Source organism: uncultured Zoogloea sp., from assembly GCF_937894855.1.
In the GTDB taxonomy this organism is placed as follows: Bacteria; Pseudomonadota; Gammaproteobacteria; order Burkholderiales; family Rhodocyclaceae; genus Zoogloea; species Zoogloea oryzae.
Map to the genome: position 1 here is coordinate 58,650 of NZ_CALAYQ010000038.1, position 16,484 is coordinate 75,133.

Annotated in this window: 10 protein-coding genes; 4 read left to right on the forward strand and 6 right to left on the reverse strand. The window is 70.2% G+C overall.

All coding sequences use genetic code 11. The features are described from left to right. The first annotated feature begins 58 nt into the window (after nucleotides 1-58). A complete protein-coding gene (locus tag Q0672_RS05450) occupies nucleotides 59-2,617 on the forward strand; it encodes a chemotaxis protein CheB (RefSeq protein ID WP_298620533.1) in 2,559 nt (852 codons plus the stop codon). Further along, on the forward strand, nucleotides 2,607-4,070 hold the full coding sequence (locus tag Q0672_RS05455) for an ATP-binding protein (RefSeq protein ID WP_298620535.1): 1,464 nt from the start codon (nucleotides 2,607-2,609) through the stop codon (nucleotides 4,068-4,070). The genes Q0672_RS05450 and Q0672_RS05455 overlap by 11 nt, the downstream gene beginning before the upstream one ends. Here Q0672_RS05455 and Q0672_RS05460 read toward each other — a convergent pair. Beyond that, nucleotides 4,052-5,794 carry an alpha/beta fold hydrolase gene (locus Q0672_RS05460; protein ID WP_298620537.1) on the reverse strand — a complete coding sequence of 581 codons (1,743 nt, stop codon included), beginning with the start codon at nucleotides 5,792-5,794 and terminating at the stop codon, nucleotides 4,052-4,054. The genes Q0672_RS05455 and Q0672_RS05460 overlap by 19 nt on opposite strands. Before the next feature lie 266 nt (nucleotides 5,795-6,060). On the opposite strand from Q0672_RS05460, the gene Q0672_RS05465 reads away from it, so the two are divergent. Next, entirely contained in the window at nucleotides 6,061-6,762 is a 702-nt protein-coding gene (locus tag Q0672_RS05465; protein WP_298620539.1) for a VIT family protein, read from the forward strand. A gap of 22 nt (nucleotides 6,763-6,784) precedes the next feature. Here Q0672_RS05465 and Q0672_RS05470 read toward each other — a convergent pair whose 3' ends face one another. The 4 genes from Q0672_RS05470 to Q0672_RS05485 form a co-directional block, all read right to left on the reverse strand. Beyond that, nucleotides 6,785-7,330, reverse strand: coding sequence for a sterol desaturase family protein (locus Q0672_RS05470; RefSeq protein ID WP_298620541.1), 546 nt, complete (start codon nucleotides 7,328-7,330; stop codon nucleotides 6,785-6,787). 134 nt (nucleotides 7,331-7,464) lie between these two features. Continuing rightward, the gene (locus tag Q0672_RS05475; protein WP_298620543.1) at nucleotides 7,465-8,754 is read right to left on the reverse strand and encodes a cobyrinate a,c-diamide synthase; all 1,290 of its coding nucleotides are present in this window, start codon (nucleotides 8,752-8,754) and stop codon (nucleotides 7,465-7,467) included. Then, nucleotides 8,751-9,542, reverse strand: a complete 792-nt coding sequence (gene cobA / locus Q0672_RS05480) for a uroporphyrinogen-III C-methyltransferase (protein WP_298620545.1) — start codon at nucleotides 9,540-9,542, stop codon at nucleotides 8,751-8,753. Before cobA ends, Q0672_RS05475 begins: the two co-directional genes overlap by 4 nt. Nucleotides 9,543-9,569: 27 nt before the next feature. Further along, nucleotides 9,570-11,438, reverse strand: coding sequence for a hypothetical protein (locus Q0672_RS05485; RefSeq protein WP_298620546.1), 1,869 nt, complete (start codon nucleotides 11,436-11,438; stop codon nucleotides 9,570-9,572). A 223-nt stretch (nucleotides 11,439-11,661) separates the two neighbouring features. Between Q0672_RS05485 and Q0672_RS05490 the strand changes: the two genes are divergently transcribed. Next, nucleotides 11,662-12,399 carry a carbonic anhydrase family protein gene (locus tag Q0672_RS05490; protein WP_298620548.1) on the forward strand — a complete coding sequence of 246 codons (738 nt, stop codon included), beginning with the start codon at nucleotides 11,662-11,664 and terminating at the stop codon, nucleotides 12,397-12,399. 73 nt (nucleotides 12,400-12,472) lie between these two features. Here Q0672_RS05490 and Q0672_RS05495 read toward each other — a convergent pair whose 3' ends face one another. Further along, nucleotides 12,473-16,378, reverse strand: a complete 3,906-nt coding sequence (locus tag Q0672_RS05495; protein WP_298620550.1) for a DUF3683 domain-containing protein — start codon at nucleotides 16,376-16,378, stop codon at nucleotides 12,473-12,475. Between the last annotated feature and the right edge of the window lie 106 nt (nucleotides 16,379-16,484).

The window sequence follows — 16,484 nt, forward strand, 5'->3', positions numbered from 1 at the left end:
CTGGCCGATCAGGGGGATAATCCACAAGACGAACTACGAACCTGAATCGAAATTCCGTATGCGCTGCGCACCTCCCCTCGATTCAACCCCGGTAGAAACACCCGATGCGCAGCCCCGGCAGCGCCCGGACTGCCCCATCGTCGGCATCGGCTGCTCGGCCGGCGGGCTCGAAGCCCTCGAAGCGCTGCTCGGCCATGTGCCCGACGGCACCGGCATGGCCTTCGTCATCGTCCAGCACCTCGACCCCGAGCACGTCAGCACCCTCCCGGAGATCCTCCAGCGCATCACCCCGATGCCGGTCATCGAGGTCGCCGAAGGCATGGTCGTGGCGCCGGAGCACGTCTATGTGATCCCCCCCAACAAGGACCTGTCCCTGCTGGGCGGCGTGCTCCACCTGCTCGACCCCACCGCCCAGCGCGGCCTGCGCCTGCCCATCGACTTCTTCCTGCGCACCCTGGCCGCCGACCGCCAGGAGCGGGCCATCGGGGTGATCCTCTCCGGCATGGGCTCCGACGGCATGGCCGGGCTCGCGGCGATCAAGGAGAAGGGCGGCCTCACCCTCGCCCAGGACCCGGCCAGCGCCCGCGCCGACAGCATGCCCGCCAGCGCCATCAAGGCCGGGGTGGTCGATATCGTCGCGCCCGCCGACGCGCTGGCCGAGCGCATCGCCGCCTTCCTGCGGCACGTCCCGCGCCCGCCCCAGCCCGACGCCGCGCCGGGCGAGCAGGGCGCCCTCGAACGGATCATCGTGCTGCTGCGCAACCGCAGCGGCAACGACCTCTCCCTCTACAAGCCGAACACCCTGCTCCGGCGCATCGAGCGGCGCATGGCCCTGCTCCAGATCGCCGCCATCGCCGACTACGTGGGCTACCTGCGCGACAACCCCCAGGAGCTCGACCTGCTGTTCAAGGAGCTCCTGATCGGCGTCACCAGCTTCTTCCGCGATCCGCCGCTGTGGGATTACCTGCGCGACGTCGCCCTGCCGGCGCTGTTCGCCCGCCACCCCGACGGGCAGGCGCTGCGGGCCTGGGTGCCGGCGTGCTCCACCGGCGAGGAAGCCTACTCGCTGGCCATGGTGTTCCGGGAAGCCCTCGACATCGCCCGGCCGCCGGGCCAGTTCTCGCTGCAGATCTACGCCACCGATCTCGACCCCGACGCCGTGGACCGGGCCCGCCGGGCCTGCTACCCCGCCAACATCGCCGCCGACGTGACGCCCGAACGGCTCGCCCGCCACTTCATTGCCGAGGACGACGGCTTCCGGCTCAACCGCGAGCTGCGCGAGATGGTCATCTTCGCGCCCCACAACCTCATCTCCGACCCGCCCTTCACCAAGCTCGACATCCTGTCCTGCCGCAACCTGCTGATCTACTTCGGCCAGGCCCTGCAGAAGAAGGTCCTGCCCCTGTTCCACTACGCCCTCAACCGGGACGGCATCCTGGTGCTCGGCAGCGCCGAGACCATCGGCGGCTTCGACACCCTGTTCTCGCCCCTCGACAAGAAGACCCACGTCTTCCGGCGCACCGAACACCGCAACCAATCCTCGTGGCTGGATTTTCCCACCCGCACCCCGGCCAGCCCCGCCAGCGCCGACGGCAGCCGGCCCGACTTCCGCGACAGCCTCGAATACCTCACCGACCAGCTCATCCAGCAGCACTACGCGCCCGCCGCGGTGCTGGTCAATGGCGAGGGCGACATCCTGTACATCAGCGGGCGCACCGGCAAATACCTCGAACCGGCCGCCGGCAAGGTCAACATCAACCTCCACGCGATGGCCCGCGAAGGCCTGCGCGACGCCCTCACCGGGGTGATCGGCAAAGCCCTGCGCCAGCCCCAGCCAATCCACCTCAACGGCCTGCAGGTGGAAGGCAACGGCCACCCCCAGACCGTCAACATCACCGTCCAGGGCATCGACAAGCCCGAAGCCCTGCGCAACCGGGTGCTGGTGGTGTTCACCGACGTGAAGGCCCCGCCGGGCAACCGCCGGCCCCACAAGCAGCTGGCCTCCGAGCGCGAAAGCGCCCTGCTGCTCGAACTCGCCCAGCTGCGCGAGGCCCTGCAGATCAGCCGTCAGGAGATGCAGGCCTCCCTCGAAGAAGCCAAATCGGCCAACGAGGAGCTGCAGGTCACCAACGAGGAACTCACCACCTCGAAGGAAGAGCTGCAGTCCATGAACGAAGAGCTGCAGACCATCAATGCGGAGCTGCAATCCAAGGTGGACGACCTCACCTGGGCCCGCAACGACATGACCAACCTGCTCAACAGCACCGAGATCGCCACCGTCTTCCTCGACAGCGAGATGCGCCTGCGCCGCTTCACCACCCACGCCACGCACCTGTTCAAGTTCATCCCGGGCGACGTGGGCCGGCCCCTGTCCGACATCGTCACCGACCTGGACTACCCCGGCCTGCAGGAAGACGCGATGGCCGTGCTCACCACCCTGATCTACTGCGAGAAGCAGGTCAGCACCGGCGACAGCCGCTGGTTCCGGGTGCGCATCATGCCGTACCGGACCCAGGACAACGTGATCGACGGGGTGGTCCTCACCTTCATCGACATCACCGCCATCAAGCAGCTAGAAGCCAAGCTGCGCAAGCGGGAGAATCGCCGTGACCACTGAAGACACCGACGAGCCTGACCAGCGACCCTGCACCACGCCCCTCCGGCAGGCCGCCGAGGCCCGGCTGCTGCAGCACCCGGACACACCCAGCCCGACATCCGCCGACCTGGCCCGGCTGGTGCATGAACTGCAGGTGCACCAGATCGAGCTCGAGATGCAGAACGAAGAGCTGCGCCGGGCCCGGGCCGAGACCGACGCGGCCCTCGACCAGCTCCACCACCTCAACACCCACCTGGAAGCGCAGGTTGCCGCCCGCACCGCCGAGCTGGTAGCCGCCCGCGACGCCGCCGAGGCCGCCGACCGGGCAAAGACCCACTTCCTCGCCAACATGAGCCACGAGATCCGGACGCCCATGAACGGCATCCTGGGCATGGCCCACCTGCTGCGGCGCAGCGGCCTCACTCCCACCCAGGCCCACCAGCTCGACAAGATCGAAGTGTCAGGCCGCCATCTGCTGGCGATCCTCAACGACATCCTGGATTTCTCGAAGATCGAGGCCGGCCGCCTCGAACTGGAAACCGTGGATTTCACCCTCGACGAGCTGGTGCGCGACGTCACCGCCATCGTCACCGACAGCGCCGCCGCCAAGGGCCTCCGGCTCGACATCGACACGGCCGGCATCCCCCGCCACCTCCGGGGCGACCGGGTGCATCTGGCCCAGGCGCTGCTCAACTACGTGGGCAACGCCATCAAGTTCACCGCCGCCGGCAGCGTCACCCTCAGCGCCCGGCTGCTCGAAGAAACCCGGCAGGGCTACCTGCTGCGCTTCGACGTGGTCGATACCGGCATCGGCATGACGCCGGAACAGCAGGCCCAGCTCTTCCGGCCCTTCACCCAGGCCGACAGCTCCACCACCCGCCGCTTCGGCGGTACCGGGCTGGGGCTGGCCATCACCCGGCGGCTCGCCCAGCTGATGGGCGGCGAGGTGGGCGTCAACTGCACCCCGGGCGACGGCTGCCGCTTCTGGCTCACGGCGCGGCTGGGCAAAGGCCGGCCCGCCAGCCCGGCCCCCGACATGCGGGACCGGGAGCACGCCGAGCTGATCCTCCGGCGCGACTACCGGGGCGCCCGGGTGCTCGCCGTGGACGACGACCCGGTCAACCTGGATGTGCTGCTGAGCCTGCTGCTGAACCTCGGCCTGGCGGTCGACATCGCCAGGGACGGCGCCGAGGCGCTGCGCCTGGCCCGCGAGAAGCCCTACGCGCTGATCCTGATGGACCTGCAGATGCCCCTCATGGGCGGGCTGGAGGCCAGCCGGGCGATCCGACGCCTGCCGGGCCACGCCAGCACCCCCATCGTCGCCATCACCGCCAGCGCCTTCGTCTCCGAGCGGGAGGCCTGCCTCGCCGCCGGGATGAGCGACTTCATCGCCAAGCCGCTGGATGTGGATGCGTTTTTCGGGACGCTGCTGCAGTGGCTGCCCCCGCCACCCGCTCAGGTCTGCAGCACGTAGGTGCCCGGCGCCGCGCCCAGGGTCGCCAGCCCGCCAGCCGCATGGCCCATCGACGGCGGATCACCGGGCGGGCCGGAGCGCGCGTCGAGCCACGCCCGCCATGCCGGCCACCACGACCCCTCCGACATGGGCGCCGCCGCCAGCCACGCATCCGGCGCAAGGTAGCGGCCGTCGTGGGGCCGGGTGAGCATCTGGTAGCTGCGCCCAGGCACGCCCGGCGGATTGACGATGCCCACGTTGTGACCGCCGGAACTGAGCAGGAAAGTGACCGGCACGTCGGCGAGCAGGTGCAGCTTGTGCACCGATCGCCACGGCGCCACGTGGTCGCGCAGGGTCGAGACGCAGAAGATCTCGCAGGTGATGTCGGTCAGCGCCACCGGGCGGTCGCCCACCGGATAGCGGCCGCTGGCCAGATCGTTGTCGAGGAACAGCCGGCGCAGGTACTCGGCGTGCATCCGGTAGGGCAGGCGGGTGCCGTCCACGTTCCAGGCCATCAGGTCGCTCATCGGGCGGCGGTCGCCCATCAGGTAGTCCTTGAGCATCCGCGACCACACCAGATCGCGGGAATTGAGCAGCTGGAAGGCCCCGGCCATCTGGGTGGTGTCCAGGTAGCCCCGATCCCACATGATGTCCTCCAGAAAGCTCACCTGGCTGTTGTCGATGAACAGCGCCAGCTCCCCCGGCTCGGTGAAGTCGGTCTGGGCCGCCAGCATCGACACCGACGCCAGCCGCTCGTCCCCGTCGCGCCCCATGGCCGCGGCGGCGATCGCCAGCAGCGTGCCGCCCAGGCAGTAGCCGGCGGCGTGGATCCGCTGCCCCGGCACCACCGCGGCCACTGCATCGAGGGCATCCATCACCCCCAGCCGCAGGTAGTCGTCCATGCCCAGGTCGCGCCCCTCGGGGCCGGGGTTGGCCCACGAGATGGCGAACACCGTGTAGCCCTGATCCACCAGAAAGCGGACCAGCGAATTGGCCGGCGACAGGTCGAGGATGTAGTACTTCATGATCCACGAGGGCACCAGCAGCACCGGCTCCGGCCGAACCTGCGGGCCGGCGGGGGCGTACTGGATCAGCTCGATCAGCCGGTTGCGGAAGATCACCTGCCCCGGCGTGACCGCCACCTCGTGACCCACCCGAAAATGCTCGGCCCCCGGCGGCGGCGATTCGGACTGCAGGTGACGGGCGTCCGCCATCAGGTTTCGCAGGCCCTCCACCAGATTGGCGCCGCCGGTCTGCGCGGTGCGTTCGAGCACCTCGGGGTTGGCCCACGGAAAGTTGGCCGGCGACAGCACGTCGAGCAGCTGCCGGACGGTGAAGCTCACCACGTTCTCGTGGTGCCGCGACACGCCGTGGACGCCGGTGGTGGCGGCCTTCCACCAGGCCTCGGTGAGCAGGAAGGACTGGCTCATCACGTTGAACGGCCACGCCTGCCAGCCCGGATGGTCGAAGCGGTGGTCCTGCACGCCCGCCTCGATGCCCGGGCGCCCGGCCGGACGGCCCGCCTCCAGCAGCAGGCCAGGCAGCCTGGCCCAGGCATCGAGCCAGGCCTGAGCCAGCTCGGCCTGCTCCGCCGGGTTGTGGGACAGGTGCATCAGCCAGTCGTCGAAGGCCATCGCCAGCGCCACCGGGGAGATGCCGCCGGTCAGGTGCGAGAACTGGGCATGCACGAAACGGTCTAGATTGCTGCCCGGTCGGGGCAGCACGGCGGGGGGAACATGGGTCACGGAATCAACCTTCGGCGTGCGCGCGAATTGACGCAGCCCATCATCTCCACCCCGCGCCGCCGCGTCTGTACGACAGCGCACCAAGCCCGGCCCGCCAGTGCGCGACAATGCCGGAGGGGTGACGGCGGTGCGGCAGCGCACAGACCCGCACGCAGGCCAGCCGCATAGTCGAGACTCCCCACTCCAGGCCACGCCGCCCTCGCCCCAGGCTGCCCCGGAAGACCAGGCCGCCAAGGTCTCTCACACCACGTAAGGAACCCGCCAGCATGCTCTCCCCCAAGCGCCACAAGGAAAGACACCGCACCGACCGCATCGGCTGGCTGCGCGCCGCCGTGCTCGGCGCCAACGACGGCATCGTGTCCACCGCCAGCCTCGTGCTGGGCGTGGCCAGCGCCAGCGCGAGCCACGCCAGCGTCCTGGTGGCCGGGGTTGCCGGGCTGGTGGCGGGTGCCATGTCGATGGCGGCCGGCGAATACGTCTCGGTGCATTCCCAGGCCGACACCGAAAACGCCGACCTGAACCGCGAGCGCGAAGAGCTCGAACACGCCCCCGCCGCCGAGCTGCGCGAACTGACCGCCATCTACGTGGGCCGCGGGCTGAGCTACGAGCTGGCCACCCAGGTGGCGGAGCAGCTCACCCGCCACGACGCCCTCGGCGCCCACGCCCGCGACGAACTCGGCCTGTCGGACACCACCAGCGCCCGGCCGATCCAGGCCGCACTGGCCTCGGCGGCCAGCTTCGCCGTGGGGGCGATCCTGCCCCTGGCGGTGACGGCGCTGGCGCCCGAGCGGCTGCTGATCCCCTGGGTCGGCGCGAGCTCCATCAGTTTTCTGGCGATCCTCGGCGCCGTCGCGGCCCGGGCCGGTGGGGCCGACCCGCTGGTCGGCGCGGTCCGCGTGAGCGGCTGGGGCGCGCTGGCCATGGCGGTCACCGCCGGCGTCGGCGCCCTGTTCGGCGCACCGGTCTGAGCCGCCCCGGCGGCGATCCCGGTCAGCCCCGCCCGGTGCCCAGCAGGCGGTCCCACGCCCCGCCGAGGGTGCCGAAGGCGAGGCGCTCATCCACGTGGTGGTGAAAATGGTGATGCCGCCAGCGGCGGCGCAGCCAGCCCTCGCGGCACGGTTCGGGCTGATGCAGATGGAAATGGACGACCTCCTGGGCCAGGTGGCCGAGGATCAGCCCGCCGGAAAACGCCAGCCCCAGGCCCGGATCGCCCAGTAGCAGCGACGGCGCCCCGGCCAGCACGAGCACCATCGGCAGGCTGAACAGCAGCGGCGTGCGCATCGGCACGTCGGGCGCGTGGTGGTGTTCCAAGTGCCAGCGCCGGAAGGGGTCGAGCCCGTGCAGGATGAAGCGGTGCAGCGCGTATTCGGCAAAGGTCCAGGCGCCGAGCCCGGCCAGCAGCGCGGCGGCCCCGGCGGCCCAGCCGCGCGCGTCGACATGCAGCCATCCCGCCGTCACCGCCACCACGGCAAGCATGGGCATCAGCACCGAAGCCGGAAACCGGAGGGCGGGCCCGGCAACACGGAAATCTTCCATCGCGATCCTCCCGGCGTTCCGTCCGTCAATCCACCGCACCGGAGAGATGCGGCCAATCACGGCCCTAAATTGGACACGCGGGAACCGGCTTCGGTCAGTGCGTCAGGCAACGCATGCGCCCGACGGGGCGGCGACTACCCGCCCAGCAGCGCCGCCGCGGTCGCCGGGTTCGACGGAAAGTAGAAATGCACGTAGGACGCGGTGATCCGCCCGAGCCGGTAGATCGCCTCGCCCTCACGCCCGGCCAGCGACGTGGCACGGACCAGCGGCGCCAGCGGCGTATCGCTCACGGAGTAGTGGAAGGTGTGGCCGGTGATGCGGCCTTCGGGCAGCTCGGCCACCTGGGTGCCCAGCGCGGCGAGACGCGCCTGCATCCGGGTGTGGCCGGGCAGCAGGCCGGCGCCCGGGTGGGTCACGCCTTCCTTGTCGGTAAGACGCTCGAAAAGGCTCATCATTCCTCCGCATTCGGCGAGCAGCGGCTTGCCGGCCGCCACGTGGGCGGCGAGATCGGCCTGCCAGCGGGCGTTGGCGGCGAGCTGGGCAGCGTGAAGCTCGGGGTAACCGCCGGGCAGCCACAGGGCGTCGCAGGCGGGCAGGGGATCGCCAGCCAGCGGCGAGAAGCATTCGACCCGCGCGCCAAGGGGCGCCAGCAGATCGACGTTGGCCGGGTAGATGAAGCCGTAGGCTGCATCGCGCGCAATCGCCACCGTGCGGCCCGCCAGCAGCGGCGCCACGGGCGGCGGCTCGGCGGCCGGAAAGCTCACCGGCGGCGGCAGATCGGCCGCGCCGGTGCGGGCCAGGTGGTCGGCCAGGCGGTCGAGGCGCTCGTCCAGATCGGCGATCTCGGCAGCCTGCAGAATGCCCAGGTGGCGCTCCGGCAGCGCGGCGTCGGCGTCGCGGGGGATCGCGCCATACCAGGCGATCTCGCCGGGCAGGCAGTCGCGCAGCAGCTTGGCGTGGCCCTCGCCGCCCACGTGGTTGGCGAGCACGCCCGAGAAGGGCATGTCCGGCTGCCAGGTGGCGAGGCCGTGGGCCACAGCGGCGAAGGTCTGGGCCATCGCCTTGGCGTCGATCACCGCCATCACCGGAATGCCGAAGCGGCGGGCGATGTCGGCGCCCGAAGGTTTGCCGTCGAAGAGGCCCATCACCCCTTCGACGAGGATCAGGTCGGCCTCCTGGGCGGCGGCATGCAGGCGCCAGGCGGCGTCCATCTCGCCGCACATGCCCAGGTCGAGGTTGTACACCGGCGCGCCGGTGGCGACCGTGTGGATCTGCGGATCGAGGAAATCCGGCCCGCACTTGAACACCCGCACCCTGCGCCCCTGGCGCACGTGCAGGCGGGCGAGGGCGGCGGTGACGGTCGTCTTGCCCTGGCCGGAAGACGGCGCGGCGACGAACAGCGCAGGGCAGCGGGCGGCCGTCATTGGTCACGCTCCGGGTGGAACCACGCGAGGCGCGGCTGCAGCGACACCACGTCGCCGACGATGGTGAGCGCCGGCGGGGTGATGCCGGCCGCCTTGACCGCGCCCGGCAGCGTCGCCAGATCGGCGGTGACCACGCGCTGGGCCTTCGTGGTGCCGCGCCGCACGACGGCCGCCGGGGTGGTGGCCGGCAGGCCGTGGGCCACCAGCTTGTCGCAGATCGTCGCCAGCTGGGTGATGCCCATGTAGAACACCAGGGTCTGCTTGCCGCGGGCGAGCATGTCCCAGTCGAGGTCCACCGTGCCGTCCTTCAGGTGGCCGGTGACGAACACGCAGGCCTGGGCGAAATCCCGGTGGGTGAGGGGGATGCCGGCGTAGGCGCCGATGCCCGCCGCGGCGGTGATGCCGGGGATCACCTCGAAGGACACGCCGGCCTTCACCAGCTCCTCCACCTCTTCGCCGCCGCGCCCGAAGATGAACGGGTCGCCGCCCTTCAGGCGCACCACGCGCTTGCCCTGGCGGGCCAGATCGACCAGCAGCAGATTGATGTCGCCCTGGGGCAGGGCGTGGTTGGACGCCTTCTTGCCCACGTAGATGCGCTCGACCGCCGCCGGCACGCAGGCCAGCACCTCAGCGCTCACCAGGTTGTCGTAGACCAGCACGTCGGCCTCCAGCAGCAGGCGGGCAGCGCGCAGGGTGAGGAGCTCCGGATCGCCCGGCCCGGAACCGACGAGATAGACCCAGCCCGGCTGGGCCGGGCGATGGCTGGCGGGAAAATTGGATTCGGGCACGGCGGCGCTCCTGGCGGACTCGACGGTTCAGTTTAACGGCTTGCGCCACAGGGCAAGGCGGATCGGCGCGGCGGGCGCAAAGCGCAGCCGGCCGGCCACCGTCTCGCCGCGGGCAAGGCTCAGCTCCTGCCAGGCCTCGGCGGGCACCTGGGCGGCAAACGCGAGCAGGTCGGCGCGGGCGTGGTCGTCCTCGGCGGTGGCCACCAGCCGGCCGCCCGGGGCAAGGCGCGTCCAGGCAGCGGCGAGCCAGTCCGACAGACCGACGCCACCCCGCACGAACACCGCCTCGGGCATCGGCCACTCGCGGCTGCGCAGCGGCGAGGCGGACGGGATCGCGGCGAGGTTTTCACCCACCCCGGCGCGGGCCATCGCCACGCCCAGCAGGCTCGGCTCGACACCGACCGCACGCACGCGGGCCGTCGGCACCGCCCGGGCCCATTCGAGGGCCAGGCTGGCTTCGCCGTCGGAGATCGCCCAGCCCTGCTCCCACGCCGCCGGCTGCAGCCACGCCAGCGCCAGCAGGCGCGCGGCCAGGGGCAGGGCGGCCGGGGCGTCCTCGCCCAGCGCATCGTCGGTGAGGCCGGGCAGCTCGGCGAACACGCCGGCGGACGGGCCGGTCGCCACGATCAGCACAGCGTGGGCGTCGAAGTTTTCGCGCAGCTCGGCCAGCTCGGTGGCCAGCCAGGCGCGGGAACGCAGGCCGTCGGCGGTGAATTCGCACACCCACACCCGGGCGCCGGCAAAACCGCTGTCCACCAGCAGCCGGGCCACGGCGCCGGGCGCGGCGGCATCGGCCACGGGCACCGCCAGCAGGCGATGGGCACGCAGCTGGCCGCGCAGGGCGGCGAGGGGGGCACGGCGCAGATCCACCAGCGAGACGATCTCGCCCGACAGGCCAAGCGACGCACACGCCGCCTGGACGCGGCCGACACCGGCCAGCAGGCACACGTTACCGGGGCCCAGCTCGGCCAGCAGTTCGAGGCCGGGGCCATCGCCGGCGCCATCGCCCACCACCGCCAGCACGCTGCCGGCATGGCCGACACGGCGCAGGTCGAGGTGGATGGAATCGGCGGCGCACAGCTCCTGGGGCACGTCGGGCGCGAGGCCGGCGAGGCGGTCCAGCGCTTCGGCGGTGCCGAGGATCACCCGGGCACCGCGCAGGGCGTCGAGGGCGGCGGCGGAGAGCACCGGCGGCTGCTCGAGGCCCAGGCTCACCACGGTGAGAGGCAGCGGCTCGGCGGGTTCGGGTTCCGGCGCGATGTCGGCCATGGGCTGCGCATCGGCGATGGCTTCGACGGCGGGCACATCCACGGGCGCCTCCACGGGCGCTTCGGCCACCGGGGCCTCGGCGACGAGGGCAAGCTCGGGCAGTTCGGCCTGGGCGTCGCTGTCGTCCGCCGGGCCGTTGGCGCTGCGCTCGCCCTTGCCGCGGCGACGCTTGCGCCGACGGCGGGGGCCGGCGGGGGATTCGGCGTCGTCGGCGGTGGTGGCTTCGTCGGCCGCGGTGTCGGATTCAGCTTCCGCGGCGAGGGCTTCGTCGGTGGCGGGCTCGATGGCCTGGGCGGCCACGTCGACAGGTGCTTCGGCCACGGCTTCAGGCTCGGCAGCGGCGGGCGATTCCTCGACCGGCGCGGCGACAGGTTCGGCCTCGGCTTCGACGGCGAACAGATCGGCGATCACTTCGGCCGCCGGGGCCTCGGCCTCCGGCTTGGCCTTGGGCTTGCGGGGCGCGCGCTTGGCGCGGGCGGGTTTGGCGGCGGCTGCCTCGGTCGGCGCGCCATCGGCGGGCGCTGCGTCGGCCTTCTTGCGGCTGCGGGCCGGCGCCTTGGCACGAGCGGCAGGCTTGGCGGCTTCGTCGGCGGCGGGCGCCGGCGTGATGAGTTGTTCGTCGTTCATGGGGGACGGCCGCGCCCATGCGCGACCGGAAAAACGGGGGTCGCAGGATAGCACGAAGCCTTTTCCGGCCGAGTTCGGCATCGGCGCCCACAGCGGGCAATCTGCTTGACCGAAATGGTGTTCATGCCATGCGTGTTGATCTTAAATTTTGCCCGCGCCGTGCCGTTGAACCACGACTGCGCGGCCGCAATCCTGTGACACGCGATCCACCCAGGGAGACACCATGAAAAAAACACTGACCACCCGCTTCCTCACCCTCGGCCTGGCCACCCTGGCCGCCAGCAGCGTCGCCTTCGCGGCGGACGACCACGGCGGCCCGGTGGTGCCCAAGCCCTACACCACCGGCGCAACCCTCACCAAGTCGGTCCAGGCGAGCATCACGCCGGACAAGGCCATCGACATCCTGAAGGCCGGCAACGCGCGCTTCGCCGCCAACAAGCCGCTGCGCCGCAACCTGAAGGCCCAGGTCCAGACCACCGCGCTGGGCCAGTTCCCGTTTGCCAGCGTGGTCGGCTGCATCGACTCCCGCGCCGCGCCGGAGCTGGTGTTCGACCAGGGCATCGGCGATCTCTTCGTGGCGCGGGTGGCGGGTAACACCGTCAATCCGGACATCCTTGGCAGCCTCGAGTACGCCGCCAAGGTGGCCGGCTCGCGGGTGATCGTGGTGCTGGGCCACACCAGCTGCGGCGCCATCAAGGGCGCCTGCGACGACGTGAAGATGGGCAACCTCACCACCCTGCTCGAGAAGTTCAAGCCGGCCGTCGCCGCCGCCTCGACGCCGGGCGAGCGCAACTCCCACAACCACGCCTTCGTGGATGACGTGACCGAGCTCAACGTGAAGCAGGTGGTCGCCCGCATCCGCAGCGAAAGCCCGGTGCTGAAGGCGCTGGAAGACGAAGGCAAGATCCGCATCGTCGGCGCGCTGTACGACACCAGCAGCGGCAAGGTGGCGTGGTACTGAGCAACGCCTGAACCTTGAAACGACAAGGCCCGCTTTCGCGGGCCTTGTCTTTCTGGTGCCGTGGAATGCCGGCTTACAGCAGCACGCGCTCAATGCCGCCGCTGTTGGCCTTGGCCACGTAGTCGGACATCCAGTTGTCGCCGAGGATGTGCTTGGCCATCTCGACCACGATGTAGTCCGCATCCACGCCGCCGGCGTCGCCGCTGTAGCGGGACAGGCCCTGCAGGCAGCTCGGGCAGGAGGTGAGGATCTTCACCGGGGTGGCGGCGTCGGCCCCGCGCAGCTTCTCGGCGCCCTTCTCGATCTCTTCCTGCTTGCGGAAGCGGACCTGGGTGGAGATGTCGGGGCGCGACACGGCCAGGGTGCCGGATTCGCCGCAGCAGCGGTCGGACAGATCAACCCGCGTGCCCATCAGCTCGTTGGCCACCTTGATGCCGGAGTGCACCTTCATCGGGGTGTGGCAGGGCTCGTGGTACATGTAGCGGGCGCCGGTGATGCCGTCGAGCTTCAGGCCCTTTTCCATGAGGTATTCGTGGATGTCGAGCAGGCGGCAGCCGGGGAAGATCTTCTCGAACTGGTACTTCATCAGCTGGTCCATGCAGGTGCCGCAGGACACGATGACCGTCTTGATGTCGAGGTAGTTGAGCGTGTTGGCGACCCGGTGGAACAGCACCCGGTTGTCGGTGGTGATCTGCTGGCCCTTGTCCTCTTCACCGGCCGATGTCTGCGGGTAGCCGCAGCACAGGTAGCCCGGCGGCAGCACGGTGGTGGTGCCGACCTGGTAGAGCATCGCCTGGGTGGCGAGGCCGACCTGGCTGAACAGGCGCTCCGAGCCGCAGCCCGGGAAGTAGAACACCGCCTCGGATTCGTCGCGCTTCACCTTCGGGTTGCGGATCACCGGGACGATGGTGTCGTCCTCGATGTCCAGCAGCGCGCGGGAAGTGCGCTTGGGCAGCCCGCCCGGCATCGGCTTGTTGATGAAGTGGATCACCTGGGCCTTGATGGGCGGCTTGCCGAGGGTTGCCGGCGGATGCTGGACCTGCCCCTGGATCAGCCCGAGGCTCTTGCCGATGCGGTGGCCGAGGCGCTGGGCCTTGTAGCCCCAGCCGATCATCGTCGAGCGGATCAGCTTGATGGTGGCCGGGTCCTTGGCGGTCAGGAAGGCCATCGCCGCGGCCTTGCCGGGGTTGAAGGACTTCTTGCCCTGCTCGCGCAGCAGGTTGCGCATCTTGATCGACACGTCGCCGAAGTCGATGTCCACCGGGCACGGCTTCTCGCACTTGTGGCACACCGTGCAGTGGTCGGCCACGTCCTCGAACTCGGCCCAGTGGGCCAGCGACACGCCGCGGCGGGTCTGCTCTTCGTACAGGAAGGCCTCGATCAGGAGCGAGGTGCTGAGGATCTTGTTGCGCGGGCTGTAGAGCAGGTTGGCGCGGGGCACGTGGGTCGAGCACACCGGCTTGCACTTGCCGCAGCGCAGGCAGTTTTTAATGTCGTGGGCGATCTCGTCGATCGCCGTCTGCTCCATGATGAGCGACTCGTGGCCCATCAGGTTGAAGCTGGGCGTGTAGGCGTTGTCGAGGTTGCCCTTGAGCGGGCCGCCGCGCATCAGCTTGCCGCGGTTGAAGCGGCCTTCCGGGTCGACCTTGGCCTTGTACTGCCAGAAGCCGGCCATCTCGGCGTCGGTGAGGTAGTCGATCTTGGTGATGCCGATGCCGTGCTCGCCGGAGATCACGCCGTCGAGGCTCCGCGCCAGCTCCATGATGCGGTCCACGGCCTTGTTGGCCGTCTGCAGCATCTCGTAGTTGTCGGAGTTGACGGGGATGTTGGTGTGCACGTTGCCGTCGCCGGCGTGCATGTGCAGGGCCACGAAGACGCGGCCGCGCAGCACCTGCTTGTGCACCTTCTTGATCTCTTCGCGCACGAGGCCGAACAGCACGCCGTCGAAGATCTTGTCGAGGCGGGCGCGGAGCTCAGTCTTCCACGACGTGCGGACCGAATAATCCTGCAGGCGGTGGAAGAGCTTGGGGTTGGCGGCGCGGTTGGACAGCTCGGCAGCCTGGATGCCGTAGTCGGCAAACTGCGGCTCGGCCTCGGCCAGCGGCAGATCCATGTTGTCGAGCAGCCACTGCCAGCGGCGGCGCACCGCGGCCACGTGGTCGAGGGCGTCCTTGCGGCGCTCGCCGATGAGCTCGTCGCGGCCGATGTTGGCGTCACCGGCATCCAGCGGCAGCTCGCCCTGCAGGAACTCGGTGAGGGCGTCGCACAGGGCCAGCTTGTTCTGCGTCGAGAGCTCGATGTTGATGCGCTCGATGCCGTCGCAGTAATCGCCCATCCGCGGCAGCGGGATCACCACGTCTTCGTTCACCTTGAAGGCGTTGGTGTGGCGCGAGATGGCGGCGGTGCGCGAGCGGTCGAGCCAGAACTTCTTGCGCTGCTCGGGGCTGACGGCGATGAAGCCTTCGGCGCCGCGGGTGTTGGTCATGCGGATCACGTCGGAGACGGCGGTCATCACCGCGGCCTCGTCGTGGCCCACCACGTCGCCGATCAGCACCATCTTGGGCCGGCCGTGGCGCTTGGCCTTGGTGGTGTAGCCCACCGCGCGCACGTAGCGCTCGTCCAGGTGCTCCAGGCCGGCGAGCTGGATGCCCGCCGCGTGGCCGGCGCCGCCCGGCTTGAAGTAGTCGGTGATCTCGACGATGGCCGGCACGGCCTCGCGCACCTGGCCGAAGAACTCCAGGCACACGGTGCGGGTGACCGGCGGCATCTTGTGGAGCACCCAGCGGGAGGCGACGATCAGACCGTCGGTGCCTTCCTTCTGCACGCCCGGCACACCGCCCAGGAACTTGTCGGTGACGTCCTTGCCGAGGCCCTCCTTGCGGCAGGCCGCGCCCGGCATGCGCAGGATTTCTTCGCCGATCTGCTTGTAGGTGCGCGCATCAAAGCGGCGCAGGCGGAACTCGACGGTTTCCTGCTCGTGGATCTTGCCGAAGTTGTGGTTGAGACGCTCGACCTCCAGCCAGTGGCCGTCGGGCGTGACCATCTTCCACCAGGCCAGGTTGTCGAGCGCGGTGCCCCACAGCACGGCCTTCTTGCCGCCGGCGTTCATGGCGATGTTGCCGCCGATGCACGAGGCGCTGGCGGAGGTCGGGTCCACGGCAAACACGCGGCCGGCTGCGGATGCGGCCTCGGCCACGCGTTCGGTGACGACACCGGCACCCGTGCGGATGGTGGCGTAGGGCGCGAGCGAGCCCGCACCGCCAACGCCGGGCAGGGCGATGTCTTCAACCGGACCCAGGTCGATCAGCTTCTCGGTGTTGATGACCACCGAGCGCGGGTCCAGCGGCACGGCGCCGCCGGTGTAGCCGGTGCCACCCCCGCGCGGGATGATGGTGAGGCCGAGTTCGATACAGCTCTTGACCAGCGGCGCCATCTCGTCCTCGGTGTCCGGGTAGAGGACCACGAAGGGGTACTCGACGCGCCAGTCGGTGGCGTCGGTGACGTGCGAGACGCGGGCGTGGCCGTCGAAGCAGATGTTGTCCTTGCGGGTGTGGCGGGCCAGCTCGTGCCGGACGCGCTTCCGGAGGTCGTAGGTCTCTTCGAAGAAGCTCTTGAAGCGATCCACCGCTGCGTGGGCGGCCACCACCAGGCTCGCCACCTTGGCGCTGCGCTCGGGATCTTCGCCGCTGGCTTCCTCGCGGCGCTTTTCCACCTCATGGAGGCGGTGGCGCAGGGCGTCGATCAGCGCGGCGCGGCGATCCTGGTTGGCGAGCAGGTCGTCCTGCAGGTAGGGGTTGCGCTGCACGACCCACACATCGCCCAGCACCTCGTAGAGCATCCGCGCGGATCGGCCGGTGACGCGCTCGGAACGCAGGGCGTCGAGCGTCTGCCAGGCGTCATGGCCGAGCAGGCGGATCACGATCTCGCGGTCGGAGAACGAAGTGTAGTTGTAGGGGATTTCGCGCAGGCGCTGAGTCATTGCGTTACCTGGATTCGTACGGCGGAGAACTCTGCATTCTAGCGGAGCGGCCCGCCTTCTGTCGAAAAACAAAGCCTTACAGCGGGAAGGGAAAAGCAGAACGGCC

Bases quoted from the DNA above. Each gene is read 5' to 3' on its own strand.
- Q0672_RS05450 (WP_298620533.1), top strand. From the start codon at position 59: ATGCGCTGCGCACCTCCCCTCGATTCAACCCCGGTAGAAACACCCGAT.
- Q0672_RS05465 (WP_298620539.1), top strand. From the start codon at position 6,061: ATGCTCTCCCCCAAGCGCCACAAGGAAAGACACCGCACCGACCGCATC.
- Q0672_RS05470 (WP_298620541.1), bottom strand. From the start codon at position 7,330: ATGGAAGATTTCCGTGTTGCCGGGCCCGCCCTCCGGTTTCCGGCTTCG.
- Q0672_RS05475 (WP_298620543.1), bottom strand. From the start codon at position 8,754: ATGACGGCCGCCCGCTGCCCTGCGCTGTTCGTCGCCGCGCCGTCTTCC.
- Q0672_RS05485 (WP_298620546.1), bottom strand. From the start codon at position 11,438: ATGAACGACGAACAACTCATCACGCCGGCGCCCGCCGCCGACGAAGCC.
- Q0672_RS05490 (WP_298620548.1), top strand. From the start codon at position 11,662: ATGAAAAAAACACTGACCACCCGCTTCCTCACCCTCGGCCTGGCCACC.
- Q0672_RS05495 (WP_298620550.1), bottom strand. From the start codon at position 16,378: ATGACTCAGCGCCTGCGCGAAATCCCCTACAACTACACTTCGTTCTCC.